This window comes from Microcoleus sp. D3_18_C4, assembly GCF_036702355.1.
In the GTDB taxonomy this organism is placed as follows: Bacteria; Cyanobacteriota; Cyanobacteriia; order Cyanobacteriales; family Microcoleaceae; genus Microcoleus.
Genome location: NZ_JAUBTF010000027.1, coordinates 58,883 through 85,545, shown reverse-complemented (window position 1 = coordinate 85,545; position 26,663 = coordinate 58,883). Strand labels below are relative to the sequence as shown.

Sequence of the window (26,663 nt, the reverse complement as noted above, 5' to 3'; positions counted from 1 at the left end):
TTTTCCTAGCGGGTTCACTATTTTTATTAATTTTACCTCATTTTTAAATAGTCTCATACTTATTTGAAATGACTATACAAGCCCATACCCGCTTGATTACCATCTACGGCTTAAACGGAATTGGCAAAAGTGCGATCGCCCTCAAACTCATCGAACAAACTCAAACCCAATTTGATTATATTATTTGGTTAAGTCTCGCTGATACACCCACACTTTCAACCCTCCAAACCGAACTCAAGCAATTTTTTGGGCGATCGCCACAAGCCCCATTACCCACAGTCATCGATTATTTTCGATCTTCTCGCTGTTTAGTAATCCTTGATGACGTACAAAATATTTTTAAAAGCAGTCAATTAGCAGGTCAATATTTAGCCGGCTATGAAGATTATGGCAAATTTTTCAAACAAATTGCCACATCCTCTCATCAAAGTTGTTTAATCCTCCTCAGTTGGGAAAAACCCAGAGAAATTACTGCTTTAGAAGCAGTAAACCTCTCGACGCAAACCTTAAACCTCAAAGGTTTAGGAGAACAAGCAGCAGAAATTCTCAGAGAAAAAGAATTAGCAGATGAGGAAAAATGGTCAGACTTGATCGACCTTTATCAAGGACATCCTTCCTGGCTAAATATCATCGCTGCTACAATTTGGGAATTATTTAACGGTAGCGTTTCCCTATTTTTAGCAGATGGAACAGCAGATTTATTTTTAGGTGACTTAGAACCCCTTTTAGAATCTCATCTAGAGCGTTTATCAGACTCAGAAAAAAAGGCGTTATACTGGTTAGCCAGTCAAAATGAAGCTGTAGATATTTCGCGACAACCTGCTGATAGTGAATTATCCCAATCAGAATTTTGGCAAACCATACAATCTTTAGCCAGACGCAGCTTAGTGGAAAAAATGTTAGTAGGAGCGCGATCGCTCTTTTTTCTCAATCCCGTATTCAAAGCATACATTCAGTGCAAGTTAAATCTTATATAAACTATGGGTAATTTTACCCGATCGCAACGCAATTAAACCACAGAATTACTCTTTTCTATTCTACAACGATCGCATAAAAGAATTCACCGCATCATATTGGTCGGCCATCCGCGAATAAAACTCGATCGATCGCAAATCCAACTCCGGCAACAATTCGCTCTTACTGACCAACTCATATCCCGTAGAGCGCAAACAATGAACCGAAATTACCCCATCCTCCCAAAACCAAACCTCCTGCACACCCACCCGACGATAGATTTCCAGCGTATCAATTCCACCACTCGTCACTGTTATTTCGATCGCCAAATCTGGAACTGACTTGCGCGTACCCAAACAATAAGACTCATCTGGTTCCTTCCGTGCGCCCAATTCCTTTATCCCGATGGTTGTACTACCACGCGCATAAAAACGAATGTCTTTCGTCCGCATATAACTTTCTAAAAGTTGACCTAAAGTTTTTTTAGGTTCTTCATGTTCTTCAGATAAAGGAGCCATAATTTCTAAACACCCATCCAAATAAGTTAAACGCGCCCCAGTGTCCGCCAAATCAGCATCCAATTTTTCCAGAGTCTCCCATGTCACGTTTGACAGGAAAGCCGCACCTGTACCCAATCCTGCTTTAGAAATTGTGACAACCATCTGACTTACCTTTTACGATCGCTCTTCCATAATATACGACTTCAAAAACTTGCAGTCTATCGTCATACTAAATCCGGCTGTAATATTCTATTCTTTAGCCCGCGAAGGCGGAATTCGCTTGTGTAGTAGCGGTTTCAACCGCCGAGTCTGATTGTTCCCAAAAATATTTTTCCCCAAAAAAAAGCGCCTTTATTTCTAGGAGCGCTCTTTGTCAATCAAAAGCTAAGTTTTAGCCATTGATAGAAGGAGCAACCATTACTACGGGAGTTGTTTCACCAGCAGCCAAATCAAGCGGGAAGTTGTGAGCATTGCGCTCGTGCATCACTTACATACCCAAGTTAGTGCGGTTAATCACATCAGCCCAAGTATTGATCGCACGACCTTGAGAGTCGATAATCGATTGGTTGAAGTTGAAGTTGCTAGGTCGATCGAGATGACAGCTTAATTATGCCCGCACCAACTCCAACCGATATCGATACAAAGCCACAGGATGCCCCCCAGCCGCAAAATAATCCGGGTCTTGCGGCGACAAATAAATCGCTGTCACCTGATACGCCTCAATTCTTTTACTCGCAGAATCGCCATTTTCTCCACATCCAACCACTTGATAAGCCGTTGTAGTTTCCACCTCGTTTAAATAAATATCAGACTCTCCCCGAAAAATCTGCTGAGAAATCTCTGTAGACACAAACTCGCGAGGATTCGGCGTCTCAGTGCCGCGACTGGTAACAATCGAAATTAATTGGCGTTCCCCTTTCAAAACAGTAATTTGGCGGTTGGGATTGGTCGGATCGACTTTCACCGAAACTACGCCATCATCGCCTAAATAAGCCGTGGCAATATTCAAACCGTTAAAAGTGCGATCGGCTACAATTTTTTGAGCCTTTTTAAATGTATAATTAGAAATTAACCCAATATTTTTTTCCGGTTGAAATCGCACTTTAAATAATACCGGCTGCTGCAAATACTGGCGGTTGCTTTCAAACCCTGGCGTGACAATATTTGGCGCTAAAGGAGCGGCTAAATCTACCAAAGTGCTAGCAACATTCCAATTCCCCGCCATCCAGTCGGGATATACCAAATCTCCCTTAGCTACAGCGATAGGAGGCTTGCTTTCCCAATTGGGAAAACTTGATATGCGATCGCCCAAAACCCCCGCCCTCGCACCGCCACCCCACAGCAACACCAGCAAAACCAAACAAAAACTCCAAATTACCTTCATACCCAATTACATTCAAACAACTAATTTTATGTTTCTCTTTCTCTTCTCTGCGTTCTCTGCGCTCTCTATGGTTCATTAATTGAAAAATTAGACAACAAATCAGTTAAACATCATATTTTCTACCATTTTCAGAAACAGGCAAGATGCCTGTTGCACAAAAATAAATGTTCGGCTTGTGGGGAGTAGGGGTGGGAGCGTGTCACTTTTGCGATGAGTATAAATACTCAGAAATACTAGGGCAGAGGTTTTGAGCTATTGTTGGGCAAAATCGGCGAAAATAATCATGTCTTAATTAGTGGCGATTCAACTATGACTCCTGAACAGCAACAGGCGATTCAAACACATGTAGAGGCTATTTCAGCAATCCTGTATGCTGATTGTGACCCGGAATCGTTGAAAACATTAGAAGATATCGAGATCACGGTTAAAGATAAGGTGTTAACTCATGTGACACCGCAGATCGGTTTTTTTTTATTTACTCAGCTAGCGGGACAAAAGCAGGAAGGATAAAAAAATTAAAAAGTACGTTAGGTGATTTAAGTATCACCAAAAAGCAAGCGGATAAACTAGGGTGTGGGAGTGGGAGTAGATTAAGTCCACATTTAGAGAACTGTTGTTTAAGACGCTCGTGCTAATGTTGCATATCAAAATGCAGCCAACGATATTGAATATATAACAGGGATTAGGGTTCCAGCAAAGACGCAACAAAGATTAGTACATTATCAAAAATTTGAGCAGCCTGTAGCAACAGCAGATATTACCGAGTTAAGTGCAGATGGTGGAAAAGCACGATTGCTCACACCACTCGGAGAAAAGTCCGAGTGGAAAGACTATAAAGCAATTGTGTCGGAAGTAGGCATAGTAGCCAGTTTCGATCGAAATGACATCATTATTGATTGGGTAAATCAACAGCCACTAGCAAAACCAGTAACTTGTCTAGGTGATGGACATGATGGCGTATGGAATATATTTAAAGAAATTTGTTGTGAACAGGACAGAAGAGAAATTCTAGACTGGTATCATTTGAATGAAAATCTTCAAAAAGTAGGCGGTTCCATTAAGCGATTGAAGCAAGCGGAAACGTACTTATGGAAAGGAAATGTAAAAAATGCAATAGCACTATTCATAGGATTGAAGAAAAAGCCAGCAGTTAATTTTTGTAAGTATTTAGAAAAGCATAAAGAAAGAATTATTAATTACGAACTTTTCCAGAGAGATGGAATCTGTTCGATTGGTTCTGGAGCAGTAGAATCAGGAATCAAGCAAATAGCTAGACGGGTTAAAATATCTGGAGCAAGTTGGAAATTAGACCATATTGGGCAGGTATTGGCTCATCGATGTGCTTACTTAAATGGCTTAATTGGTAGACCTCGAAAAACTGCACAAGTATAAATACTTATCGCAAAAGTGACATGCTCCCAGTAGGGGTTGGGCATCCGGCCCGCCCCCAATATGCAATTTAAAGGTGGAAAAACCTATTTTTTAAAGCGCATCAACAGGTGCGGGTTCCCAAACTTCCCCGTATTTTTCCTTCAATTCGTGCCAATTTTCCACCTGTCCTGGTTCGTATTCCCCCGGCTTTCCCCACTGCAAAAACGCGCTCAAAGCAGCCTCATTTTGTTCGTCGAGAAAACGAATTGCATAAGTAGTGAAATTGCCTCTTTTCGCCTCACCTGTTTCAAACTTCACCTGTTTTATTTTGTCCATATTTAGGTGAAACTCAAATATTTCGGCGTGCATATTGGCATACTTTCCCTTCGGCAACTCCGCATAAAACAGCTTGTGAATTGAACCGCGCACTTCCAGCACCGCCGCGCTGCTAGTCACGATTAAACGCAGCGTTCCCAATTGTTCGCAAGCTTCCAAGAATTCTTTCAGGTTAGGCATAATTTAATTTGGGAATTGAGAATTAGGTATTGGGAATTGGGAATTGGGCATTGGGCATTGGGCCCAAGAGCCTTGGGCATTGATTATTGGTAATTAAAAACAACAATAACTAACAACCAACAACTACTGACTAATGACTAATGACTATGTTTCGTGCAATTCGTAAGCAGCGACAATCCGCTGCACTAGAGGATGTCGCACTACATCCGCCTGAGAGAATTCGCAGAAAGCAATGCCCTCAACGTTGCGTAGAATGTTTTGGGCGACTGACAATCCCGACTGTTGGTTTGGCGGCAAATCTGTTTGAGTGATATCCCCCGTTACTACCATTCTCGATCGAAAGCCCAGACGAGTCAACACCATTTTCATCTGAGCCGGCGTCGTATTTTGAGCTTCGTCCAAAATTACGAAAGCATTGCTGAGAGTACGCCCCCGCATATAAGCTAAAGGAGCTACTTCGATCAAGCCTCTTTCCATTAAATCAGCCATTTTTTCAGGGTCGATCATTTCTTGCAGGGCGTCGTAAAGCGGGCGCAAATATGGATCGACTTTTTGCTGCAAATCTCCCGGCAAAAACCCTAATTTTTCGCCAGCTTCCACGGCTGGTCTTGTTAAAATTAGCCGTTCGTACTGCTTGCTCAACAGGGCTTGCACGGCGAAAATAGCCGCTAGAAATGTTTTGCCAGTACCAGCGGGGCCAATGCAAAATGTCAGGTCGTGCGTGCGTACTGCTTGGACGTATTGCCGCTGCTTGAAGGTTTTGGCTCTAATTTCTTCGCCGCGGCGGGTTCTGGCGAGAACGTCTCGCTGCAAGTCTTGTAAATCGCCTTGGCGGTTGGTATCCAAAGCTTGGCGCGCCGTCTGGATTTCAACTCCGGTAATATTTTTGCCGGATTTCCAATAGTCGGAGAGCGATCGCACTAATTTATGACACAATTCTACTTGACTTTTTGTGCCAGAAATCAGCAGTTCTTGCCCTCGCATTACCAGGCTAGCACCGGTTTGCTTAGAGATCATTTTCAGGTTTTCTTCTTGATTACCGGCCAGCGACATTGCACTTTGAGTGTTCGGTAACTCTATTGTTAGTTTTTCATTCATGCCAACATAATCTCCTCCAAATAAGCAATTAAAAGTTAACAACTAAACGTTGAACCAGTCACTATTTGCGAACAAAAAGACGCCCGTTACTAGGTTTTACCTAGTATCTAAGGCGTCTTTTAGATTTAGCTCCCAAATGAGTTTGGTGCTTGAGGCACAAATCAAATCTCCCTTCTATTAAGTCAGGCACTTTTAGATTTTAGATGGGAAATTTTAGATTTTAGATGAACCTGATGCCGCTGACATTTGAAATTTAAAATTTCACATTTGTTTCCGATCGCAAAACCGGCAATTTCAAACCAAACGCGGCTTGTAATACAAAGTCTACAACAGGCAATCTAAAATCTAAAATTCTTTCTTAGCTCTGCAGTTAGTTAATAACCGGGAGTATTTCTGCTCGTTCTAAACGTAGGTGTGTTAGTACGGCGAGGTTGTTCTCTCGGAGTTCTGCTAGCTAAGGGACTCGGCGACGGAGGTGGCGTCCGGGGTCGGAAGTCGCCTCGCGGCTCCCGCGAGCCACGATCTGGGCGGTCGCGATCCGGGCGATCGCGATCGCCCCTGGGCGGGCCCGATCCACGATCGCCAGCTTCACCATCGTATATATCTAAGTAGAGGGACTGACCCGCCGTCTGCGCCACCGCTTCGAGCGTAGTTCTAATTGCCTGAATATTGCGTCCGCCCCTACCGTAAACCCGGCCTTTGTCGGGATCTTCAAAAGCAAGCCTAACCCAGACCCGCGATTGGCGCGGGTGCAGTTCGCAATCAACCCGCAAAGAGCCTGGGGTCTCTAAAAAAGGCCCAATTAAAAACTTAACCAGTCCAGCATAGTTGGGACTAGCTGACTGTTGCTGTGCTGGATTCAACGTTGGCTCCGGCTCCGACTTGTTCAAATACATGGGCTTTTCTCAGGATGTCACGCACAGTGTCAGTTGGCTGAGCGCCGTCTTGCAGGCGCTTGACAATCGCTGGAACATCCAGCCTGGTTTCGTTATTTCTGGGGTTGTAATAGCCGAGCTCTTCTAAGGGACGGCCGTCGCGGCGGGTAGAACTGTTCATCGCTACAATCCGGTAGCTTGTCTCGCGTTTTTTCCCGTATCTCTTCAATCGCAGTTTGATCATCTTCTTGCACAATAGTCTTGTTTCAATTCTAAGCTATTTTGTCAGTGCTCCTTCCCCGAACCCCAACTCAACCCCTATTTCTTAACCTCCGACCAAAATATCGCTACGATTTGCTGCCCCTAAGGCAGGTCTGGCGCCGTCAATGTGCGGTGTAATTGCTACTGGCAAAATCGATACAGTTCCCCACTGCTGCACCAATTTTTGCAAAAATATATCTTGCTGTGCTCTCAAAGAGTCCCAATCGGTGCCGCGATTAATAATTGCAAACCACACTAAACCCCGATCGCGCGTGGGTATGGCTCCAGCCAAAGCAATCACCGTGTCCAAAGTACCAGTTTTCACCACAGCCGATCGCGGAATGTGTCGGTGTTCCAAAGTTCCTCGATCGCGCCCGGACACCGGAAACAAGTCAGCAATCGTCAGCCCAGTCGTCTGAAGGTTGCGCCCGATCGCCTGCATCATCCCACAAGCCGCCCTCGGAGACATCCGATTTTCCACTCCCAATCCCGAACCGTTAACTAATTGAAGTTCCTCCTCCGGCACCCCCGCAGCCCAAGTCGCTTGCTGCTGCACTATTTTTGCCCCGCCCAAATCGTCTGCCAGCATCTGAGCTATTTCATTATCACTGTGGACGTTCATCTGCTTGAGAATTTCGGCTAAAGGGAGCGATCGGCGCTTCAGCAGCAAACGCCCCGAAGTCACAAATTTCTCAGCAATGACGCTGCCGGCCACCGTTACTTGCGGCTTTCTAGTTCCCGGAGCCATCTTAGAATACATTGCCACCACGTCCGCAGGCCAATTGCTACCCTCAAGAGCTTGCCGCAGTATCTCCCCCGCGGCCAAAGGATCGGACTGATAATTCATGCGAAAATTGCCTGTCACCACCAAATTCCCTGCCACACGATTGATACCCATTTGATTGAGAGCATTGCCAACGGCGATCGCCTCCTCCCACACAAACAGCGGATCGCCCCCGCCGCTGACCACCAAATCTCCCTGCAACACCCCATTCCTAATCGGCCCAGTTCCCCGGAACCGCGTTTCAAACTGATAATCAGGGCCCCAAGTCTCCAGCGACGCCAGAGAAGTTGCAATCTTAGTCAGCGAAGCCCCAGGCATCAGCGTCTTCCCCTGCTGACTTACCAGTGGCACCATTCCCGCTTGCACCCAAATTCCCTGATTTCCATCAATCAGGTTTTTGTCTTTCAACTCTTTTAAATATTCCCGCACTGTCGCTTCTGCAGGCAAGTCTGGATTTGCCGCATTTATTCGCCCAAAAGCCAAATCTTCGGCCACCACTAACCCGGGTATCCCTCCCCGCCAAGCCAGCACTGACGCAGCATTAGGCGCGGCAGTGCCTACCCCAGCCATGTCCAGCCACAGAGACATCATCCCTGAGCTAAATAAATCCAGCATTTTTTACTCCTAAAGTCAATCGATTTGAGATTTGAGATTAAAGAATTGAAGAAAGCGCTCCCACTGATAAATCCGGGGGCAAGTGATGAGGATGGGGAGCTTTTTTCTTGCTCCACGGATGAATCCGGCGTTCCCGGACTAAAGTGCTTGCGGTCATGTAAACTATTTCATTGATTTTTTCAATATGCCGTCAAAAATAGTAAAGTAGTGACAAAACAAGTTCTATCAGAGTAGTCGGAAATAAGAATTGTCCGATCGCCCTAGCGAGCGGATTTTAGTTCTTTATTCAGACTTATGGATTCACGCTCCTGACTTCCTGGTAGAATTTTTAGTGTTTCTCAAACATTGGTCAATGGGATCGACACGCGCAAGAATTGCAATAGACGCTATGGGTGGGGATCATGCCCCCGCCGAGGTTGTAGCTGGAGCGCTTAAGGCACAAGAAGAATTAGGCGTAGAGATTTTGCTCGTGGGCGACCCGCAGCAAATAGAAGACTCGCTCCGGCAACAAGACGCGCTCGGCCGCGTCTGTACAGGTCAGCTAGAAATCGTTCCTTCTGAAGGAGCGGTGGAAATGCACGAAGAACCTTTGAGTGCCCTCAAACGCAAGCCCAACGCTTCGATTAACGTAGCGATGAACTTGGTAAAGCAGCAGCAAGCTGATGCTGTGGTGTCCGCCGGTCACTCCGGCGCGGCAATGGCTGCTGCCCTGCTCAGGTTGGGCCGGCTCCCCGGAATCGATCGCCCTGCGATCGGTGCGGTTTTGCCGACAATGATACCGGGCAGCTCTGTACTCATTCTCGATGTTGGCGCTAACGTGGACTGCCGCCCCAAATTTTTGGAGCAGTTCGCTCTTATGGGAACTATTTACAGCCAGTGCGTGCTGGGCGTCGCCGAACCTAAAATCGGCCTGCTCAACATTGGCGAAGAACCTTCTAAAGGCAACGACGCCGCAGTGCGAACTCACCAGTTATTGGTGGACAACCCGAACATTCCTTTTGTGGGCAATGCCGAAGGCCGCGACGTGCTGTCGGGGAAATTCGACGTGATTGTCTGCGACGGGTTTGTAGGCAACGTGTTGTTGAAGTTTGCCGAAGCTGTGGGCGAAGTCGTAGTCCAGGTGCTTAAGGAAGAGTTGGTCAAAGGACTCCAACATCAAATGAACGACCCTATGCTGCAAAAAAGCTTGCAAGGATTCAAGCAGCGGGTAGACCACGTTGAACACGGCGGCGGTTTGCTATTGGGCGTTGCTGGAGTTTGCATTATCAGCCACGGTTCGTCTCAAGCTGGCTCGATTTTTAATGCCATTCGTTTGGCGAAGGAGGCTATTGACAACCAAGTGCTGGAGCGAATTCGATCGTCCAATAACCAAAGCGCTCTGGAACAAGAAGCTGTGAATTAGAGGCAGTAAGTAGGAATTAAAAATTAAAAATGTAAAATTAAAAATGTCAGCTTAAACCAACTGTTTTGCTTAAAAAAAGTAATTTCAGAAGTTTAAAAAATAATTTTAATTGGGAGTTTTTAATTTTTAATTTCTAGATGGATCGCTCATAAATGGAGAGGAATGTTGCAGCAATCAGGGTTCGGCATTGCCGTCACAGGTAGCGGTTCTTGTACACCGCAGGTTTCGCTGGATAATAACGGTTTGAGTCAGATAGTAGAAACTTCTGACGAGTGGATTGGCGCGCGGACGGGCATTCGTTCCCGCAGGCTGGCGGACGATCGCACTTCTTTGTGCGATTTAGCCACAGAGGCATCTCAAAAGGCGATCGCCATGGCAGAAATTTCGCCGACAGATATCGATTTAATTATTTTGGCGACTTCGAGTCCTGACGATTTGTTTGGCACTGCCAGTAAAATTCAATATCAATTGGGCGCGACAAAAGCTGTGGCTTTTGATTTAACAGCAGCTTGTTCGGGCTTTATTTTTGGTTTAGTGACAGCCTCGCAGTTCATTCGGACAGGGGTTTATCAAAATGTTTTGCTGATCGGAGCAGATATTTTATCTCGCTGGGTGAATTGGTCGGATCGGGGTACTTGCATTCTATTTGGAGACGGTGCAGGTGCGGTGGTATTGCAAGCTTCAGAAGTCGATTCCTTTTTGGGATTTGAAATTCGCAGCGACGGCACACAAAATTCGTCTCTCAATTTGGCTTACAAAGCCGAGTCAAAAGAATTAATTGAGGGCGTCAGCGTCGGAGTTGGCGGATTTGAACCCATCACAATGAATGGTCAAGAAATCTATCGCTTTGCCGTGAGAAAAGTGCCGGAAGTCATAGAAAAAGCTATGTTTCGGGCCAATATCAGCGTCGCCGAAATTGACTGGCTGTTGTTGCACCAAGCCAATCAGCGGATTCTTGATGCAGTTGCCCAAAGGCTAAAGATTCCCCCCGAAAAAGTAATCAGCAATTTGGCGAATTACGGCAATACCTCAGCCGCTTCAATTCCCCTTGCCTTAGACGAAGCCGTGCGTCTGGGTAAAGTTAAAGCGGGCGATACTATTGCTGCTGCTGGTTTCGGTGCAGGTTTGACTTGGGGGGCTGCGATTTTTCAATGGGGAAGGTAATATTTGGCGGCCGGCTGTAAACTTGCTCCGGTTATTGTCGGGAGTTCGATCGAGTAAAATACAAATCCTTTAACACGCCATACATAGGGCAAGGTTCGCAGCGGTGCACCAGCCGGACAGCAGTTATTGACAAGGGCGTGCGGAAATGGAACATCCTCTATTCTTCGATCGACTTTCCCCGGTTTGAAGGTTGAAAATTGTGCTACGCCTATTAATCAAATTAAAGTAGCAAAAAAAAATAAACCTGGTAAAAATCGCAGTTAGATGTTAGAATTATGAGTCGCGAGTAGAGAGTTCGTTAACCGAAAGATAGCGGATACCAGCGAGCGAACTTAGAAGCGGGAAAGAAAGAATTTTTGCAATCACCAATTAGCAACCACCAATTAGCAGATTACCGGAAAAATGACTAAAACAGCATGGGTATTTCCCGGACAAGGTTCCCAGGCGATCGGGATGGGTGCAGACTTATTAAACTTGCCAACAGCCAAAGCCAAATTTGAGCTCGCTAAAGAAATTTTAGGCTGGTCTGTCCCGGAAGTTTGCCAAAAAGAAGAAGCAAAACTATCTCGGACTCTCTACACTCAGCCTTGCTTGTTCGTAGTAGAAAGTATTTTGGCCGACTTAGTGCGAGAAAAAAGCGATCGACCAGCGGTAGTTGCCGGTCACAGTTTAGGAGAATATGTTGCCCTCTACGCAGCAGGCGTCTTTGACTTTGAAACCGGATTACGCTTAGTCAAACGTCGCGCCGAACTCATGGACACTGCCTCCGGCGGGCAAATGGTGGCTTTGATTGGGTTCGACAGGCAGGAACTAGAATTGCAAATTCAATACAGCCGAGACGTGGTGCTGGCAAACGACAACAGCGAAGCACAAGTCGTGATTTCTGGAACGCCCGCAGCAGTAGAAGATTTACTTGCCAAAATCAAAGTCAAACGCGCCGTTAAATTGAATGTTTCCGGTGCTTTTCACTCTCCCCTGATGGCATCAGTGGCTGCCGAGTTTCAACTAGCCTTAAAGTCTGCAAGGTTTTCCGATGCTAAAATGCTGGTGCTCTCGAACGCAGAACCGTCAGCCACTACCAGCGCAGCCACTTTAAAGCAGCGGTTGACTCAGCAGATGACCAAAGGCGTGCGGTGGCGAGAAATTTCCCTGCAATTGCCACAACAAGGAATTGATCGGGTAGTGGAAATTGGCCCCGGCAAAGTTCTCACAGGTTTGATCAAACGGACTTGTCCCGATTTAGCATTGGTAAATGTTAGCAGTTTTGCAGATTTACCCGCTTAATCTATTTTTAGCCTGTTATTAAACGGCAGGTTATAAAATTGAGAGTTAATCGATCCGAAGATTGCCCAAAAACGAATCGCAAAACAGGCAAATCCGAATATTGCCTGTTTTGCAAATTGGGGATAGACGATCCAGACAGTTAGACAATATTAATCAAAAATCGAGAAATCGATCGACCTGACCGAAAGCATCCATGATACAAGCCCCCGGATTCATCCGTCCAGAAATAAAAAACCTGTATCCGATAAAGGATCTCCCGAATTTATCCGTGGGGTCAATGCTTCAATTCTAAAATCTAAAATCTAAAATCTAAAATCTAAAATCGATTGACGGGGCGATCGACAAATCCTGATATACACTAGGCATAAAAACCAAGCTTATCTGCTACTTATATGAAAAAAGTCCTTTACTGGTTGATGGGCGACAAGGCAGGCAGAACCATAGTAGGTGCCTGGAACTGGATGTGGGGACTGCCCGTAGAATCCGGCGGCCAGGTGTCGGTGGCGGTAGCCGAAGAGTCACTGCGATCCATGCAAGAATCAGTGCAAAAGCTAGCAGCAGCAGTGTCCACCCAAGTTGCAGCCTACCAGCGCGCCAAAACGAAATATGAAGAAAAAGTTAGGGAAATGCAAACCGTAGAGCGCCAAGCCATCACAGCCCAGCGCAATGGCAACGAAGAAGCAGCCCGCTTGGCAATGGCGAAGGTAATTCAGACAGAACAAATTCTGCCGCAATTAGAATCCCAAGTAAAACAAGCCGAACAATACGTCAACGCTTCCAAAGACAAGCTAAATCGAGAACGGATGAAGCTGGAAGCTTACAAAACCGATATGCAAAATATGAAAGATATGGCAGAGATTAACGAAGCCCTCGGAGCCATATCCAAAGTCAACAACGACCTCAGTATAGATTCAGCTCGATCGCAGTTTGAACAAGCCAAAAACGCCGTCCACGGCCGCAACCTCAAACAGCAAGCTTTAGCAGAAATATCTGAGAACCCCCAAGAAAGACTTCAGGCCGAATTAGAAAATATGACCTTAGACGATGAAGTTAATCGTAGGTTACAAATGTTAGACGACTCCAACAACAAAGAACTTCCCAGCTAAGGACAATTTTATGGCGAAGAGCGGGCCTCCCCCCATAGTTTTTATCCTGTTATTTCTCTTGCTAGCCGGTGGCGGTTGGTTCTTTTTTCTCAACAAACCAGCGTCGCAAGATGTTAGTAAAAATCCCCCTACTCCCACACCTGCAGGCGATGTCGTCCCACTTCCCGTCGCGCCAGTAGTCGGCGGTGCTTCTTCGCCTGTTGCAGCTAGTTCCTTTGCGCTTCCAGCTTCTGTTCCTGCGGGTACGACTGTCAGGATTCAAGGTTCTACCAGTATGGTGACAATCAACCTCAATCTTAAGAATGGCTTTCAAGCCAAGTTTCCTGGCACTAGAGTTGATTCCCAAGCTAACGGTTCTGCAAAGGGAATTCAAGATTTGGTGGCAGGAACAGCCGATATTGCTGCGGTATCGCAGCCTTTGACGGCTCAACAACAAGGTCAGGGTTTGGCAGCGGTGCCTGTTGCCCTAGATACGATCGCCATTGTAGTTGGCATTAACAACCCCTTCAAAGGAGGTTTAACCTCGGCTCAAGTTCAAGATATTTTTAAGGGAAATACTCAAGACTGGTCGAAAGTCGGCGGCCCGGCGGGCCCGATGAAAGTAATTAACAGACCCGCAGTTAGTGGCACTCACCAAACGTTTAAAGAACAAGTGCTCCGAGGTGGCGAGTTTGGCACGACGGCAAATATTACCACGCTCGATCGAGATGCGACAACTCCCCTGCTGCAAGCTTTAGGCAACAACGGCATAGGCTATGCGACTTTCGCTCAAGTAGTCAATCAGAAAACGGTGCGCGTTGTTCCAATCAACGGTGCGACTACGGATGCTGGTAACTATCCTTACCAGCGGCAGTTGTACTACGCCTACAAAAATCCTCCTAGCCAAGCAGTTAAGGATTTCTTGGGCTACGCGACTTCTTCGGAGGGACAGAAAGCTATGCTGGCCGGAAATTGAGCCTTTGCAAAGAATTCGCCAGAATAAATTCTGGCGCTACACCAGCTTGCAAAGCGGTTTCAACCGCCGAATCATCTAACAGCACGACGCGCATAAACACGGATACAGTGATCATAGTCAACTTAGCCAATTAGCTAAACAGTCCGATCGCTGGGCCTATCCGTGTATCCGTGTCAAAATCCGTGTAGTGCTACTTTTTTGATTGCTGAACTGATAGGCTAATATTCGATGTAATTTAAAATTTAAGGTTTTTCTGTGAGCAAAAGTCGCGAACCAGTTGAAAGTTTACTTCTCTACTATTTATTTAAATGGTCAATTGTCAGCCCGATGCTGCACCTGTACTTTCGAGGCCGCATCTACGGTGCAGAAAATGTTCCGACAGAAGGGCCTGTGGTGGTAGTCAGCAATCACGCCAGCGATTTTGACCCTCCGATTTTGTCGAATTGCATGAGGAGACCCGTCGCATTTATGGCAAAGGAAGAGTTATTTAAAGTTCCTATTTTGAAGCAGGCAATTACGCTTTACGGTGCTTATCCAGTTAAGCGGGAAAGTGCCGATCGCAGCGCAATTCGCTCGGCTATCAACTCTTTGGAAAACGGCTGGGCGACGGGTGTATTTTTGCAGGGAACTCGCACGCCAGACGGCAGAATTACTGAACCGAAATTAGGTGCTGCGCTGATAGCTGCTAAGGCAAAAGCGCCGCTGTTACCTGTTAGTTTGTGGGGAACTCACGCGATTTCGTCGAAAGGTTCTGGAATGCCGCGTCCGGTGCCGCTGACGGTGCGAATTGGCAAGCTAATTGAAGCGCCCGGTTCGTCGGATCGCGAGGAGTTGCAAGCGCTGACTCAAAGATGTGCGATCGAGATTAATGCCATGCACGATTTGGGGCGCTGATTTTATAACTGTTGTTGCTGTTTTTCAGGTTATATCTACAGATAGATGAATGCTGAAGATAAACATCGAAAAATATCAATATAACTGATTGAAAACAAGCGCAATAATTAGGCTTGAATTTGAGTTTAATTGGACAGGAGATAAGAAGAAAGATATGGTAACAAGCAATCAAACCCGCGCGTTGGGATTGTTTTCTAACCGCGAAGAGGCAGAGCAAGCTCTGACAGAATTGAAATCTTCCGGGTTTCCAATGGATAAAGTTTCGGTTGTTGCTAGGGAGGCAGGCGAGTCTGTAGGCGAGACTCAAACGATCGCTCAGGTAGGCGATAAAAATCTAGACACAGGAGCAGGAGTGGTAGCAGACACTCTGACAAATAGTGCTTTAGCCACCGTGCTAGTGGGTCTCGGAAGTTTAGCTATTCCCGGAATCGGGCCGATGATTGCAGCGGGCACTTTGGGCGCCTCACTGGTGGCTAGCGTAGCAAGCACTGGCGTCTCAGCGGCAGCTTTCGGTGGGGTGGTGAAGGCCTTGACTGACTTGGGAATTCCCGAAGAAACAGCTAGAACTTACACCGACCGCCTGCACGCGGGCGATTATTTGGTAGTAGTAGATGGCGCTGAGGATGATATTAGTCGGGCTCAAGGGGTTTTCAGCAGTCGGGGCATTCAAAATTGGGGCGTTTTTTAAACAAGAATTGTGCACCAAGTCTATCTCTAGGGTGATGCACACCTCACCATTAGTGAGAACAATCAGCTCAAATTTAGTACCCGACTTTTGTTTGAAAATTAGTGCCTCAATCCCCCCTAACTTAAAAAGGGGGGAACCGGAAACAGTCTTTCGTCTGCCGGGAAGGGCATTGAAATTCGGCTAAAACCCCGACCTAGACGTGGTTTTAGTCTTAAGTTGACATTCATTCATTGCCCACCCGCTGCCTACAGGTAAATTATTGATTTTTATCGCTCATCTTTTGATGCTGAGGCGGTGACATAAGCGACAGCTAAAGGGGAAATTTTTTCTGTAACTGCTGCGATAACTTGGCGATCGAAGTCAGTCCAAACTCTGGGGCGATCGAACATACAAGGCTGCAAAACCCCCCACAATAAGCCGTCAGCACAAAGGTGAGCGTGAATCAAAGCTCGATGTCCGAACTCTTTTGCCTCAAAATTTTTGTTGACAACTTCAGGATTGGCTGTCTCAACATCCTCAACAAAAATCGACGGTTCAGTTCGCAAAGCTGCTGCAAACAAAGGGTCTTCTTCCCCTAAAGATTCTGGTTCTTTTTTCCATTCCGCGTCCCCAATCTCTGGAAAGTTCGAGTTGCGACGCCAGCAGTAAGGTACTCTGCCCCTTTGCGTTTCAGGATTGCGGAGGTAGAGAAAGACCCGATCGCAATTTAACACCTCGCCTAAAGCCGGCACCAAAGCGGAAAAAACATCATCCGGCGTTTTGGTGTCACTCAAAATTTTATCCAGAACTTGCGGCAGAATTTGGTCGGTCATTAATTTTAGCTTTGGAAGTTCATCTACTAATTTTAAACTACTCCTCCTTTTCTCTTCTGTTCTTTTACGCATTTGTCATCAGCATCTTCGCGTTTCCTTAAATCGCTATAGGAGAGAAGTTTTAAAACCAGAGGGAATGGAAAAAAACTAAAACTTGCTTAATCCTTCCCTTTGTTTATTCAATTCTGCCTTGGCTGAAGTTAGCACCCGTATAACCGGTTGTCAGCCAAAGAATAGCCCTAGCGCCGTCGCGAATAGCTTTTTCCACCGGTTCGGGGGTTCGCCCAGACGGAACTGCCACAGGCTTAAAGCTAATGCCTCGACTGCCGAGTACGATTTCGCCGATAATCTGAGCTCGCCGCATATGATCGTCAGAAGTGATCAGATACACGCTCTCAATCCCTTGAGCTTTCAATTCATCTACCAGGGTGGTAAAATTTGTTACCGTATCTACCGCTCTGTAGTCTAAGTGCAGGCGATCGGACTCAATTCCCGCTTCTGAAAACACCCATTCCGCGAACTCGGGATTGCTGCCAGACGACACCCAAATTGGCAATTCAGGATGATCCCGAGCAAATTTGGCGGCAAACACCTCTCGCTCCGTAGCCCCACCTAGAACTAACAAAGCTTGGGGTCTATGAAATTCGCTCTTAACCTGCTGATAGCCCAACCAACACGCCATCAAAAGCCCTACTAGGAACCAAAAACTGCGTGAAGTGTTCAAACGCTTGTAACGCTGCGTGTTTGAATTGATTTTTAACCACATCTAAACCTATAAAAATTTTATGTAACTCACAAAGGAACCATAACAAAAAATACCGCACGTATAGCCCACTAACAGGAATTAAAAATTAAAAATTAAAAAAGGGTCGGGGGATCATAGGATTTTAGATTTTAGATTTTACATTTTAGATTTTAGATTGACTCTACGTTTGTGGTGGGGCTTAAACAGGTGATTTGAGATTTTATAGCAACCGCCTTGGCGGTTGCTATACTTGTCTGGGAGCCAATTCCTTAGCGGATATGCAAAAAAGAGGGGCAAAACTACGCTTCCCCCTCCTGCTTTTAATTTTTCTTGGTTTTTAACGGGACTGGCCGGGTTCGAACCGGCGGCCTAGCGCTTCAGATTTGTGTGAGTTTCCCCACTCTCTGGACTATACCTTCACCATATGCTTGCAGCTTTTAGGTGGTGACCGTCTAGTCTCTAAACCTTCCTGATTTCAATATAGGCGATCGCATAATCGCCCTGAACTCAGGCTTGGCTTGGTATTGCCTTAGAGTCATAGGAACCCACGAACTCTTTAGGTTTCACCAAATTTGACCACATTCACTCCTAGAGTTTCCTCGCAGGGTGCCCGATTCTTCAGGAGGCGCTTGCTCTATCCATCTGAGCCACAGCCCCAGTTGCTAAACCGTTTTGATTATAGCAGTTAATGTCGATTTTGAATTTTTTATTTTGGATGATCACCGATCGCCAGTTGCCAGTTTCGCAGCGATGCGGGCAAAGTTTTCTGCTGCGGTGAGTTTACCGGCACCGTAACAGGCGCGCTGTCTCCATGCAGTGACGGGGAGATGTCCAGGGGGAGCATCTTCGTTGAAGGAAAGCTCGCTGTAATATTTCCAATTTTCCTTGACTCGCCAGCCGACTCGATCGCAAAATTCAGTATAATTTGCCTCGGTACTTTCCCAAATCTGCTGCTGCACGCTCAACCCGAACCGCCCGCTGCTGTATTGTTGCCAAAGTTGGTCGATCGTGCGAAGGTCTGTAGGAGGAAAACTGTCAATATCGGCCGCACTCAGCCAGCCTTCGTCTTCCCTGACAGCGATTTGCAGCAAGATTTCCCAAGTGTGTTCATCAGCTTTGCGCCATTTTCCGGTTTCTAATAGCTTTGTCAGTTGGCGGTAGTCCATCCCTACTTCGGAGATAGCCGGAGTTTTGTCAGGTATGGCGCCGATTTTGTCTTCCAGCCGCAGTAGAGTGCTGACAATCAATTCGGGGTTTAGTTGTTCGAGGCGGTACAGAACCCATTCTAACTGAGATTGAAGATACGTGCGGGCGATCGCACCTTGCTGCAATTCCCCATGCAACTCATCAAATTTAGCTGACCAATTTTGTTGAGTGCGGGCCAATTCCCACATTTGTTTTGCCCACTGCAATCTAACTTGTTCTTTTTTTAAATAAGTTTTGGAAGGCTTCGCACGTTGCGGGTAGGGAGTCAAATCCCAGCCGCAAACCGAGCAAAACTCTGCTTTTTCTTCTATGTATTCAGCACCGCACACTGGACAGTTAGACATATTGCCATAAATTCGGTTGCCAAGTAATTATATGACATCGGGTAAATTAACCATAATTCGATTAGCTATGCACTTTGCAGCCTACAATTACAGTTTATCTGTAGTAATGTGCACTTTTCGCACCCGAAAGTTAGAGTTAATTATACCGCTCTAACAAGGCAAGCGAATAGTAAACAAACTGCCTTTGCCCAACTCGGATTTTACCTCGATCGTGCCGCGGTGAGCTTCGACTATTTGGCGGCAGAGGTGTAGTCCCAAACCTGTACTGGACTTCTTATGAGTTCCCGAGCTAAACCTTTCAAATAACTTTGCTTGTTCGGTGGGAGAAATGCCGGCACCGGTGTCTTTGATGTCTATGATTACCCATGCCAGCGGTTGGTTTTTGAAGCTCGTATAAGCAGGTGAATTGGCAGCTTTTAAGCTGACATCTATTGAGCCGTTGTCGGTAAATTTAATCGCATTTCCGATTAAATTTGTCAGCAAGCGGTGCAGTTCCAGACGATCGCCCGGATACTTCGCAATCGGTGCACTTTCTGCACTTTCTGTCAAGTCTAAATTTACGGATAAACCTTTAGCATCGGCTAGGGGAGCTAGTTCTTCAGCTACCTCAGTAATAAGCTGGCGCAAGTCCACGGCAGCGAAACTTAGGGATTTGCGGCCTGCTTCGTAGCGGTAGACTTCCAGCAACATATTTACCATCGCGATCAGGTTTTTGTTGCTGCGAACCATCGTCCCGAAAGCGTCGCGCATGGGAAGGGAAATTTCTCCCAAAGCTCCCTGCTGCATTAAAGTTAGCATTCGATCGGCGGCTACGAGGGGCGTCCGCAAGTCGTGAGCGAGTCGGGAGACAAAATCTTCGCGCTGCAGGGCGATCGAATTGCGCTCGTCTACGCTGTGTTTAAGCCGCAGGAGCGATCGAACCCTAGCCAGCAGTTCATCCATTTCGACTGGTTTGCGGATAAAATCGTCTGCTCCCATGTCCAATCCCTGGACTACGCTGGCACTGTCGTGAGCCGTGATCAGCAAAATCGGAATAAAGGGCAATTCCTTATTTTGTCGGATTCGTTTAGTGACTTCGTAACCATCCATTCCCGGCATCATCACGTCTAGCAGTACCAAATCCGGGGCTGCCTTGTCAATTTGACTCAAGGCAGAAAAGCCGTTTTCCGCCGTACTAATTTCGTAACCTTCTTCTTCTAGGATTGTCTGAACCAACAAAACATTATCTGGTGCGTCGTCTACCACCAGAATCCGATCGGCTTTTGTGGCATTCGGAACAGATAAATAACTCATTTAATTGCTAGCCTGGAAATAAATTCTAAACTTTAATATGCCATCCGATTTATGATTTCACATTTTTACACTTGTTAACTCTGTCATAAGGAATATCTCACAACTTTATCAAATCTTTTTACTTTGGAACCCTCGGATGTAATATAATCTACTACTTGGTTGTCATCGTATGCACACCGTCCCAATCATCGGGCGGGGGTACTTCCAAATAGCTCAGGGATCGATCAAGGTGAACTTCCACAGGTCTATCGCTGGGTCGCATTGCTAAAGCAGCTTCAAAATAACTAATAGCTTTCTGAAAATTTCTAGCAATATAAGCATCCCTACCGTTACTGTAAAGTTCCAAAAACCGAACGGTTTCCCCATCCATGGGTTCAGAACTATTTTGCAGCAACTCGTAAATACCCACTGGCTGATTTTTGCCCTTAACCCGCACCTTGTCTAACTCTCGCACCCAAATTCCTTCTCGACACAAACTGTATGTAAATTCGCTCAAAATTATATCGCATCCGTACTCCTTTGTAAGCTGTTCCAATCGCGAACTCAAATTCACCGCATCCCCGATTACCGTGTAATCCATTCGCTTTTGAGAACCAATATTTCCCGAAACCACCTCTCCGGAACTAATTCCAATTCCGAAGCGAAATGGATCTTCGCCGGGGCGAGAATCATTAAACTCTTTCAAACGCCGGCGCATATCTAAAGCCGACTGCACCGCCATCCAACCGTGACTTTCCGGGGGATTCAGCGGCAGGGGCGCGCCGAAAACCGCCATTAAAGCATCACCGATAAACTTGTCTAAAGTGCCTTCGTAGTGGAAAACGGCCTCCACCATCGTCTCAAAATATTCGTTCAGCAGGGATACCACATCCGACGCTCCCAAATTTTCAGTCAACGTGGTGTAGCCGCGAATGTCAGAAAATAAAATAGTCACTTCTTTGCGTTCGCCCACCATCAGGGCGCCTTCACCCAAGGCCATCACTTTATCTACGACTCCAGGAGTCAGATAGCGGTACATCGTATTTTTCATCCGCTTTTCGCGACTGATGTCTTCGAGTACCACTAAACCGCCGCGCACGCCGCCCTCTGGATTGATCAGCGGGTTGACAGTCAAATTCAAACTACGTTCAATTACTTTAATTCGAGAGGCGGGGATGGGCAGCGGACAATAAGGGTGATACAGGGCAGAATTTCGCAGCGCAAATAGAGATTGGGCATTAGCTAATTCTGCCAGCGCTACTTCCTCAGTCCACGCGCGGTTTTCGCCCCAAGCGTAATATAAATTAGGGTCAGTGCGATCGGGCACGGCCAAAATATAACTTTCTTCTTCTTCTTCTTTTTTTTGGGAATTTAGCGTTTTTTCTACCAACAGTCCCACAGTTAAACTTTGTTCGGGAACGTAATGTCGGGCAGCATTTTTGAGACTGTCTTCTAGCCGAAATTGCAAATTGTCGATCGGCACAACTTCCCAAACATAGCGATTCACCAGTTTATCTTCCCAAATCTGGGGATTGTGTTTGCTTTTAGCTTGATTTACCGGACAGCCCAACAATTCCAGCGCTGCTTCGTTAATCGTTACAACTCGCCCCTGTAAATCGGTGGAAATTACTGCATCTGAAAGACTTTGCAGCATATCTTTTTGATACTGCTTTTCCACCATCACGTTTTGAAACAGTTGAGAATTTTGCAGCGCCATTCCCGCTTGGGAATTAAACGCTCGCAAAAACTCTTCGTCGGAAGGGGTGAAACTACCTTGGTTCTTATTAATTAGCTGAGTTACCCCGATCAGCTCACCTTTGGCGTTATGCACGGGCATACACAAGACAGTCCGAGTGCGGTATCCCGTTTGCTGGTCTGTAGATGGGTCAAAGCGGGGATCGTCGTAAGCATCTGTAATATTTAGAGGTTGACCAGTCGAAGCCACGTAGCCAGCAATTCCCCTATTCGCAGGAATACGAATTTCCATCATCGTTTTGCCGTCGGCCTTGGCGACTTTTGTCCAGAGTTCGTTGGTTTCCCGATTTAACAAAAATAGCGTGCTGCGATCGGCTTGCATCAAGTCGCGAGCTTGATCCATTACAGAGCGCAAAGTTGTTTCCAAGTCAAGACTTTGACCCAAAGTCGTGGTGGCTCTCAAAAGTGCGGCAACCCCTCGCTGGTTGCGGGCCACGACGTAGAAAGACTGACAGCTTTCGAGAATAATCCCGATCGAATCTGCAAAAGCCTGGAACTGCTGTTCGTCTTCCTCGTTAAAGGGGGCATCGCCAGCTTTATTTAACAGTCTGACCACCGCTACGGGTTCATGTTGGCTCTTGCTGCTAAAAATTGGCATACAGAGGATGGTCTCGATCTGATAGCCCGGTGGTTCGTCTACTTCGGTATTAAAATACTCGTGCGATCGAGCTTCGGCGACATTAATCGATTTTCCGGTTGTTGCTACGTAGCCTAAAATGCCTGCATCCATCGGCAAGCGAACTTCTACATCCTCGCCCGTCAGTGGATCGACTGTTTTGTGCCACAGTTGATTTTTGTTGGAGTCAACCAAAAAAATTGTTGTCCGGTCTGCTTGCAAAATTTGACCAATTTTGACAGTGAAGGCATCTAACAGTTGCTCTAAGAGGCTTTCGAGTGCTTCATTGTTAATCAGGTCCATCGCCCGGATAAATTGCTGAAATTCAGCCGTGATAAAGTCCAGCAGGCACACTAATTCAGGAACTGGCAGGCTCTTAACACGGGAGGTCAATGCCCCCATAAAATTGACTTGAGTCAGTGTAGCCAGAACGCTACCAGTATTGGAGAATGTCATGATTAACTGCTTGCTCAGAGGGGTAGACTGACCGCAGGTCGATCTGCGCGAGATTCGGCGGCGGTGCAAACTCTTGAATTTGTTTGCAAGCGCATCGGCACTCGCTTGTCGCTTTGATGAATCGTGAGTTCAAAAGTGGCGCACGCAACTTCAGTTTGCTTGTTATGTATGCTCGATCGATCTTTTTTACAACCTCGATACTGATGAGGGTTCGTCAATTCAAGCTGAACTTAAGTTCGCAAAACTGCTAGCCTGAAAATTAGGTGACAGGCTTTAGTTCGATCGAGAGTGCAATGTGGATTGGACGCCCTGTGCTCTGCCCCAGCGCGCGGTGTGACTGTTTTAGCGCACTCGGCGACCGTATCCGGTCAGGTAAAGGGCGCTATGAAAGCAGCGCGCAAGGCCTTCCTACAGAGCTTACTCATAGTTTAATGGTAAATGCAACAGCAGGATAACGACGGTAATTTATACAGCAAAAAAGTTCGATCAATCTTTGAAAACATCCCTATTCAATACCAACTGACGATCGAACAGCGAAGCTAAGCTGGCGGTGATGTTTAAAGGTGCTACCGATCCTGACATTTAGGCCGCTCTGGGCACAGACTGGGCAAACACCACTGATTGATAGTAGCGCTGCAGTTGTGCGGCGGCGGCTGCCCAACCCCAGCGTTCGGCTTCTCGGCGAGCGTTATGGCGCAGGGTTTCCCGTTCTTCGGGATTCGCAAACAGACGCTTAGTGGCTGCGAGTGCTCCTTCTTCGTCGGCTGGGTCAAATAAATATCCGTTAACACCGTCGGTGACGATATCGGGAATTCCGCCACTGCGCGCCGCCACTACGGGCGTCCCTGCAGCCATTGCTTCTAGGAGCACTAAGCCCAGGGTTTCGGTGCGGGAGGGAAAAATGAAGGCGTCGGCAGATGCGTAAGCTCTTGCGAGTTCTTGCCCCTTGAGGTAGCCGACAAAATTGGTGGGTGTGCCGGCAAAATATTGTTCAAGGGTTTGCCGATGCGGGCCGTCTCCCACTAAGGCGAGGCGGGCATCGGGAATTGCTGCGAGGACTGGTTTGATGCGTTCGATTTCTTTTTCTGCACCGAGGCGGCCGACGTACAGCAGCAGGGGACTGTCTGGGTTATTTTCAGAAAGGCGCGATCGCATTTCTCGACTTGCCAATTCCGGGACAAACATTTCAGTATCTACGCCCCGCTGCCATAAATCTACCCGATCGATCCCGTGGTTTCTGAGTTCTTCCACCATTGCTGTAGAAGTACACAGATTCAATTCTGCTTGGTTGTGAGCACCTTTGAGCAATTCCCACAATAAAGGTTCGAGGACTCCAAAACCGTAATGGTGCAAATATTTCGGCAAATGCGTGTGGTAAGAAGCCAAAATCGGAATGTTGAACTTTTTCCCGTAATATATACCGCCCAATCCCAAAATAGCGGGATTGACAACATGAATAATATCCGGTTTAAACTGCTCTAATTGGCGACCGACAGCGGGAGAAGGAAGTGCCATTTTCAATTCCGGGTACATCGGCAAAGGCAAGCCCTCCACACCGTAAACTCGTGCGCCTTTGTATTCTTTAATTCCGTAATCTGGAGAAAATATCAGAACTTGTTCGCCCGATCGCTGCAAGTGATCTACAGTGTGAATCAAGCGCGTCACAATGCCGTCTATTTTCGGCAAAAATGTTTCCGTGAAAAGAGCAATTTTCATAAAAATAAGTTACTTAGGGAGCCGATAATCATAGCTTGGGGCAAACGGCATCGGTAACAGGATACACTGTGTCGGGGGGAGTAAGTCATGGCGTGCGATCGGCTGCTTTTCTACACTTCTTCTGTCAGTTGCACTACCGCTAATTCCGAGCGAGAGGTTTTTGAGATCAAATGCCAATTCCCTGAATGCCAATTGATACAATTATCCCACCTAAAAGCCATCCCACACTTTCTGTCAAGCAATTAATTCTGTAAATTTCCTGTGCTATCCCGGCAATTTATCTCGATTTTTAAGTGGCAGATAAGCCTTTGCTAACTCGCCACTAATTTAGATCACTCGGCGTTACAGCAGCCCATTCCCCTATTAAATAATAAGCCAAAACTGCCCTCGCTGGAAATCCAGGCAGAACCACCAAAAGCAACAGAATGAGAATTCGACTTTTTACGAGGTTTCTTCCCAAACAAGCCAGCGGTAAAAACCTGATGCCATTTTTTAATTAACCGCAGAGGACACAGAGGACACAGAGAAAGAGATAAAAAAGATAGATTATCGTAATATACAGCAAACTCCATTCAGAACTTGCGAACCCTTTTCCTCTCTTCCCTTCTTTTCTCTTACTGCGCGCCCTTCGCGCCTTCGCGGTTCGTTAAAAAGCTCTTTCCCCGCAGATAGAAGCCAGAACTTACTTCCAAGAAACCTTCGGCAAAATCTGATTTTTATCGACACGGTGCTGATATTTTGTAGCAAAATTCAGCAGAGAATCGAGCAGGGAATCTGAGAGATAGTGCGGTTGCAAACCCAGGTCTAGCAAATTGGTGTTTTTGGCATTGAAATAATGTTCTTCTTTCTCGACTCTGGGATTTTCGATGTTGTTGATTTCTACTTTTAATCCCATTGCCATGCCTGCTTTTTGCACCAAGGAGGCTAAATCGCCGACGCTGAATTGTTCGGTGAATTGGTTGAAGACGCGGAATTGTCCGGCTTCGGCGGGGTTGGCTAGAGCCAATTCCACGCACCGCACGGTATCCCGAATGTCTAAGAAGCTGCGGGTTTGTCCGCCACTGCCATAAACCGTCAAAGGATGACCGATCGCAGCTTGGATGCAAAATCTGTTCAATGCTGTCCCGAATACTCCGTCGTAGTCCAAACGGTTGATCAACAGTTCGTCCATGCCGGTTTCATCTGTGAGCACGCCGTAGACTACGCCCTGATTTAAGTCGGTGGCTCTTAAACCCCAGATTTTGCAAGCAAAATGGATGTTGTGGGAGTCGTGGACTTTTGACAGGTGGTAGAAACTGCCTGGTTGTTTGGGATAGGGTAGTGTATCCTTGCGGCCGTTGTGTTCGATCGTAATGTAGCCTTCTTCAATGTCAATATTCGGCGTGCCGTATTCGCCCATTGTCCCCAATTTCACTAGGTGACAGTCGGGGAAGTCTTCGCGGATGGCGTACAGCAGGTTGAGTGTCCCGACGACGTTATTGACTTGAGTGAGGACTGCGTGTTCGCGATCGATCATTGAGAAAGGTGCCGAACGCTGTTCGCCGAAATGGACGATCGCCTCTGGTGCAAATTTTCTCATGCTTTTGCTGAGAAAATCGTAGTTGGTGATGTCACCGACGAACAAGTCGATCGACTTGCCCGTTAAATCTTGCCATCGCTGGAGTCGTTGCTGAATCGGTGCGATGGGAGTGAGGGTGTCGCTGCACAGTTCCAGATCCCAGTGCCGCCGCACGAAGCTGTCGAGGATGCCAACTTCGTAACCTTTGTTAGAAAGGTAGAGTGCGGTTGCCCAACCGCAATAGCCATCGCCACCAATAACCAGGACTTTCATAAATCAACGGTGAATCTTGCTTGCCAATACTGGGTTAATGTACCAGGTATTGGTGCATT

23 protein-coding genes and 2 pseudogenes are annotated in these 26,663 nt (G+C 46.7%); 9 read left to right on the top strand and 16 right to left on the bottom strand.

The features are described from left to right. The first annotated feature begins 68 nt into the window (after positions 1–68). Positions 69–977: an NB-ARC domain-containing protein gene (locus tag QUA90_RS15430; protein WP_333446373.1), complete on the top strand. Its 909-nt coding sequence runs from the start codon at positions 69–71 to the stop codon at positions 975–977. A gap of 60 nt (positions 978–1,037) precedes the next feature. On the opposite strand, the gene QUA90_RS15425 is transcribed toward QUA90_RS15430, so the two are convergent. The 3 genes and pseudogenes from QUA90_RS15425 to QUA90_RS15415 all read right to left on the bottom strand — a co-directional run bounded on the left by QUA90_RS15425 (position 1,038) and on the right by QUA90_RS15415 (position 2,838). Further along, positions 1,038–1,616 (bottom strand): Uma2 family endonuclease, encoded by a 579-nt coding sequence (locus QUA90_RS15425; protein ID WP_333446369.1) that lies wholly within the window; start codon positions 1,614–1,616, stop codon positions 1,038–1,040. A 229-nt stretch (positions 1,617–1,845) separates the two neighbouring features. Beyond that, a pseudogene (locus QUA90_RS15420) lies at positions 1,846–2,037 on the bottom strand (photosystem II q(b) protein); the annotation flags it as partial. 24 nt (positions 2,038–2,061) lie between these two features. After that, positions 2,062–2,838 carry a DUF6816 family protein gene (locus QUA90_RS15415; protein ID WP_333446367.1) on the bottom strand — a complete coding sequence of 259 codons (777 nt, stop codon included), beginning with the start codon at positions 2,836–2,838 and terminating at the stop codon, positions 2,062–2,064. Positions 2,839–3,147: 309 nt separating this feature from the next. On the opposite strand from QUA90_RS15415, the pseudogene QUA90_RS15410 reads away from it, so the two are divergent. Further along, positions 3,148–4,230, top strand: a pseudogene (locus QUA90_RS15410) (ISKra4 family transposase). A 90-nt stretch (positions 4,231–4,320) separates the two neighbouring features. On the opposite strand, the gene QUA90_RS15405 reads toward QUA90_RS15410, so the two are convergent. From QUA90_RS15405 to QUA90_RS15385, 5 genes are all read right to left on the bottom strand, one after another. Next, on the bottom strand, positions 4,321–4,725 hold the full coding sequence (locus QUA90_RS15405) for a ChuX/HutX family heme-like substrate-binding protein (protein WP_333446365.1): 405 nt from the start codon (positions 4,723–4,725) through the stop codon (positions 4,321–4,323). A 144-nt stretch (positions 4,726–4,869) separates the two neighbouring features. Further along, the gene (locus QUA90_RS15400) at positions 4,870–5,823 is read right to left on the bottom strand and encodes a PhoH family protein (protein ID WP_333348107.1); all 954 of its coding nucleotides are present in this window, start codon (positions 5,821–5,823) and stop codon (positions 4,870–4,872) included. A 374-nt stretch (positions 5,824–6,197) separates the two neighbouring features. After that, positions 6,198–6,719: a KH domain-containing protein gene (locus tag QUA90_RS15395; protein WP_333095964.1), complete on the bottom strand. Its 522-nt coding sequence runs from the start codon at positions 6,717–6,719 to the stop codon at positions 6,198–6,200. Beyond that, entirely contained in the window at positions 6,658–6,942 is a 285-nt protein-coding gene (rpsP, locus tag QUA90_RS15390; RefSeq protein WP_333085027.1) for a 30S ribosomal protein S16, read from the bottom strand. Before rpsP ends, QUA90_RS15395 begins: the two co-directional genes overlap by 62 nt. 81 nt (positions 6,943–7,023) lie before the next feature. Beyond that, positions 7,024–8,358 (bottom strand): D-alanyl-D-alanine carboxypeptidase, encoded by a 1,335-nt coding sequence (locus QUA90_RS15385; protein ID WP_333213649.1) that lies wholly within the window; start codon positions 8,356–8,358, stop codon positions 7,024–7,026. A gap of 352 nt (positions 8,359–8,710) precedes the next feature. Between QUA90_RS15385 and plsX the strand changes: the two genes are divergently transcribed. The 5 genes from plsX (at position 8,711) to QUA90_RS15360 (ending at position 14,269) form a co-directional block, all read left to right on the top strand. After that, on the top strand, positions 8,711–9,760 hold the full coding sequence (plsX, locus tag QUA90_RS15380; RefSeq protein WP_333311521.1) for a phosphate acyltransferase PlsX: 1,050 nt from the start codon (positions 8,711–8,713) through the stop codon (positions 9,758–9,760). A 162-nt stretch (positions 9,761–9,922) separates the two neighbouring features. Beyond that, positions 9,923–10,924: a beta-ketoacyl-ACP synthase III gene (locus QUA90_RS15375; protein WP_333213645.1), complete on the top strand. Its 1,002-nt coding sequence runs from the start codon at positions 9,923–9,925 to the stop codon at positions 10,922–10,924. A 402-nt stretch (positions 10,925–11,326) separates the two neighbouring features. Beyond that, a complete protein-coding gene (fabD, locus tag QUA90_RS15370; protein WP_015175203.1) occupies positions 11,327–12,208 on the top strand; it encodes an ACP S-malonyltransferase in 882 nt (293 codons plus the stop codon). A gap of 392 nt (positions 12,209–12,600) precedes the next feature. After that, entirely contained in the window at positions 12,601–13,314 is a 714-nt protein-coding gene (locus QUA90_RS15365) for a PspA/IM30 family protein (RefSeq protein ID WP_333213643.1), read from the top strand. A 10-nt stretch (positions 13,315–13,324) separates the two neighbouring features. Continuing rightward, positions 13,325–14,269, top strand: coding sequence for a phosphate ABC transporter substrate-binding protein (locus QUA90_RS15360; RefSeq protein ID WP_333446362.1), 945 nt, complete (start codon positions 13,325–13,327; stop codon positions 14,267–14,269). On the opposite strand, the gene QUA90_RS15355 is transcribed toward QUA90_RS15360, so the two are convergent. Beyond that, the gene (locus QUA90_RS15355) at positions 14,250–14,384 is read right to left on the bottom strand and encodes a hypothetical protein (RefSeq protein WP_333213639.1); all 135 of its coding nucleotides are present in this window, start codon (positions 14,382–14,384) and stop codon (positions 14,250–14,252) included. The genes QUA90_RS15360 and QUA90_RS15355 overlap by 20 nt on opposite strands. Before the next feature lie 140 nt (positions 14,385–14,524). Between QUA90_RS15355 and QUA90_RS15350 the strand changes: the two genes are divergently transcribed. Beyond that, entirely contained in the window at positions 14,525–15,163 is a 639-nt protein-coding gene (locus tag QUA90_RS15350; RefSeq protein ID WP_333213637.1) for a lysophospholipid acyltransferase family protein, read from the top strand. Positions 15,164–15,317: 154 nt separating this feature from the next. Then, the gene (locus QUA90_RS15345) at positions 15,318–15,851 is read left to right on the top strand and encodes a hypothetical protein (RefSeq protein WP_333213635.1); all 534 of its coding nucleotides are present in this window, start codon (positions 15,318–15,320) and stop codon (positions 15,849–15,851) included. 266 nt (positions 15,852–16,117) lie between these two features. Here QUA90_RS15345 and QUA90_RS15340 read toward each other — a convergent pair whose 3' ends face one another. The 7 genes from QUA90_RS15340 to QUA90_RS15310 form a co-directional block, all read right to left on the bottom strand. Next, the gene (locus QUA90_RS15340; protein ID WP_333390183.1) at positions 16,118–16,663 is read right to left on the bottom strand and encodes a GAF domain-containing protein; all 546 of its coding nucleotides are present in this window, start codon (positions 16,661–16,663) and stop codon (positions 16,118–16,120) included. A gap of 175 nt (positions 16,664–16,838) precedes the next feature. Then, positions 16,839–17,429 carry a YdcF family protein gene (locus QUA90_RS15335; protein WP_333446359.1) on the bottom strand — a complete coding sequence of 197 codons (591 nt, stop codon included), beginning with the start codon at positions 17,427–17,429 and terminating at the stop codon, positions 16,839–16,841. Between the two features lie 698 nt (positions 17,430–18,127). Further along, a complete protein-coding gene (locus tag QUA90_RS15330; protein WP_333446357.1) occupies positions 18,128–18,958 on the bottom strand; it encodes a GUN4 domain-containing protein in 831 nt (276 codons plus the stop codon). Positions 18,959–19,108: 150 nt separating this feature from the next. Next, on the bottom strand, positions 19,109–20,251 hold the full coding sequence (locus QUA90_RS15325; protein WP_333080048.1) for a hybrid sensor histidine kinase/response regulator: 1,143 nt from the start codon (positions 20,249–20,251) through the stop codon (positions 19,109–19,111). A gap of 151 nt (positions 20,252–20,402) precedes the next feature. Next, complete coding sequence (locus QUA90_RS15320; protein ID WP_333446355.1) at positions 20,403–23,057, bottom strand: GAF domain-containing protein; 2,655 nt, start codon at positions 23,055–23,057, stop codon at positions 20,403–20,405. 582 nt (positions 23,058–23,639) lie between these two features. Beyond that, positions 23,640–24,773 (bottom strand): glycosyltransferase family 1 protein, encoded by a 1,134-nt coding sequence (locus QUA90_RS15315; protein WP_333048207.1) that lies wholly within the window; start codon positions 24,771–24,773, stop codon positions 23,640–23,642. A gap of 682 nt (positions 24,774–25,455) precedes the next feature. After that, complete coding sequence (locus QUA90_RS15310) at positions 25,456–26,604, bottom strand: NAD-dependent epimerase/dehydratase family protein (RefSeq protein ID WP_333057384.1); 1,149 nt, start codon at positions 26,602–26,604, stop codon at positions 25,456–25,458. Between the last annotated feature and the right edge of the window lie 59 nt (positions 26,605–26,663).

Excerpts from the sequence above, each read along its gene's own strand:
- QUA90_RS15355 (WP_333213639.1), bottom strand. The coding sequence starts at position 14,384 with ATGATCACTGTATCCGTGTTTATGCGCGTCGTGCTGTTAGATGATTCG.
- QUA90_RS15395 (WP_333095964.1), bottom strand. The coding sequence starts at position 6,719 with ATGTATTTGAACAAGTCGGAGCCGGAGCCAACGTTGAATCCAGCACAG.
- rpsP (WP_333085027.1), bottom strand. The coding sequence starts at position 6,942 with ATGATCAAACTGCGATTGAAGAGATACGGGAAAAAACGCGAGACAAGC.
- QUA90_RS15345 (WP_333213635.1), top strand. The coding sequence starts at position 15,318 with ATGGTAACAAGCAATCAAACCCGCGCGTTGGGATTGTTTTCTAACCGC.
- QUA90_RS15385 (WP_333213649.1), bottom strand. The coding sequence starts at position 8,358 with ATGCTGGATTTATTTAGCTCAGGGATGATGTCTCTGTGGCTGGACATG.
- QUA90_RS15310 (WP_333057384.1), bottom strand. The coding sequence starts at position 26,604 with ATGAAAGTCCTGGTTATTGGTGGCGATGGCTATTGCGGTTGGGCAACC.
- QUA90_RS15315 (WP_333048207.1), bottom strand. The coding sequence starts at position 24,773 with ATGAAAATTGCTCTTTTCACGGAAACATTTTTGCCGAAAATAGACGGC.
- QUA90_RS15405 (WP_333446365.1), bottom strand. The coding sequence starts at position 4,725 with ATGCCTAACCTGAAAGAATTCTTGGAAGCTTGCGAACAATTGGGAACG.
- QUA90_RS15330 (WP_333446357.1), bottom strand. The coding sequence starts at position 18,958 with ATGTCTAACTGTCCAGTGTGCGGTGCTGAATACATAGAAGAAAAAGCA.
- QUA90_RS15320 (WP_333446355.1), bottom strand. The coding sequence starts at position 23,057 with ATGACATTCTCCAATACTGGTAGCGTTCTGGCTACACTGACTCAAGTC.
- QUA90_RS15425 (WP_333446369.1), bottom strand. The coding sequence starts at position 1,616 with ATGGTTGTCACAATTTCTAAAGCAGGATTGGGTACAGGTGCGGCTTTC.
- QUA90_RS15375 (WP_333213645.1), top strand. The coding sequence starts at position 9,923 with ATGTTGCAGCAATCAGGGTTCGGCATTGCCGTCACAGGTAGCGGTTCT.
- QUA90_RS15430 (WP_333446373.1), top strand. The coding sequence starts at position 69 with ATGACTATACAAGCCCATACCCGCTTGATTACCATCTACGGCTTAAAC.
- QUA90_RS15360 (WP_333446362.1), top strand. The coding sequence starts at position 13,325 with ATGGCGAAGAGCGGGCCTCCCCCCATAGTTTTTATCCTGTTATTTCTC.
- QUA90_RS15365 (WP_333213643.1), top strand. The coding sequence starts at position 12,601 with ATGAAAAAAGTCCTTTACTGGTTGATGGGCGACAAGGCAGGCAGAACC.
- plsX (WP_333311521.1), top strand. The coding sequence starts at position 8,711 with ATGGGATCGACACGCGCAAGAATTGCAATAGACGCTATGGGTGGGGAT.
- fabD (WP_015175203.1), top strand. The coding sequence starts at position 11,327 with ATGACTAAAACAGCATGGGTATTTCCCGGACAAGGTTCCCAGGCGATC.
- QUA90_RS15400 (WP_333348107.1), bottom strand. The coding sequence starts at position 5,823 with ATGAATGAAAAACTAACAATAGAGTTACCGAACACTCAAAGTGCAATG.
- QUA90_RS15340 (WP_333390183.1), bottom strand. The coding sequence starts at position 16,663 with ATGACCGACCAAATTCTGCCGCAAGTTCTGGATAAAATTTTGAGTGAC.
- QUA90_RS15335 (WP_333446359.1), bottom strand. The coding sequence starts at position 17,429 with ATGTGGTTAAAAATCAATTCAAACACGCAGCGTTACAAGCGTTTGAAC.
- QUA90_RS15415 (WP_333446367.1), bottom strand. The coding sequence starts at position 2,838 with ATGAAGGTAATTTGGAGTTTTTGTTTGGTTTTGCTGGTGTTGCTGTGG.
- QUA90_RS15325 (WP_333080048.1), bottom strand. The coding sequence starts at position 20,251 with ATGAGTTATTTATCTGTTCCGAATGCCACAAAAGCCGATCGGATTCTG.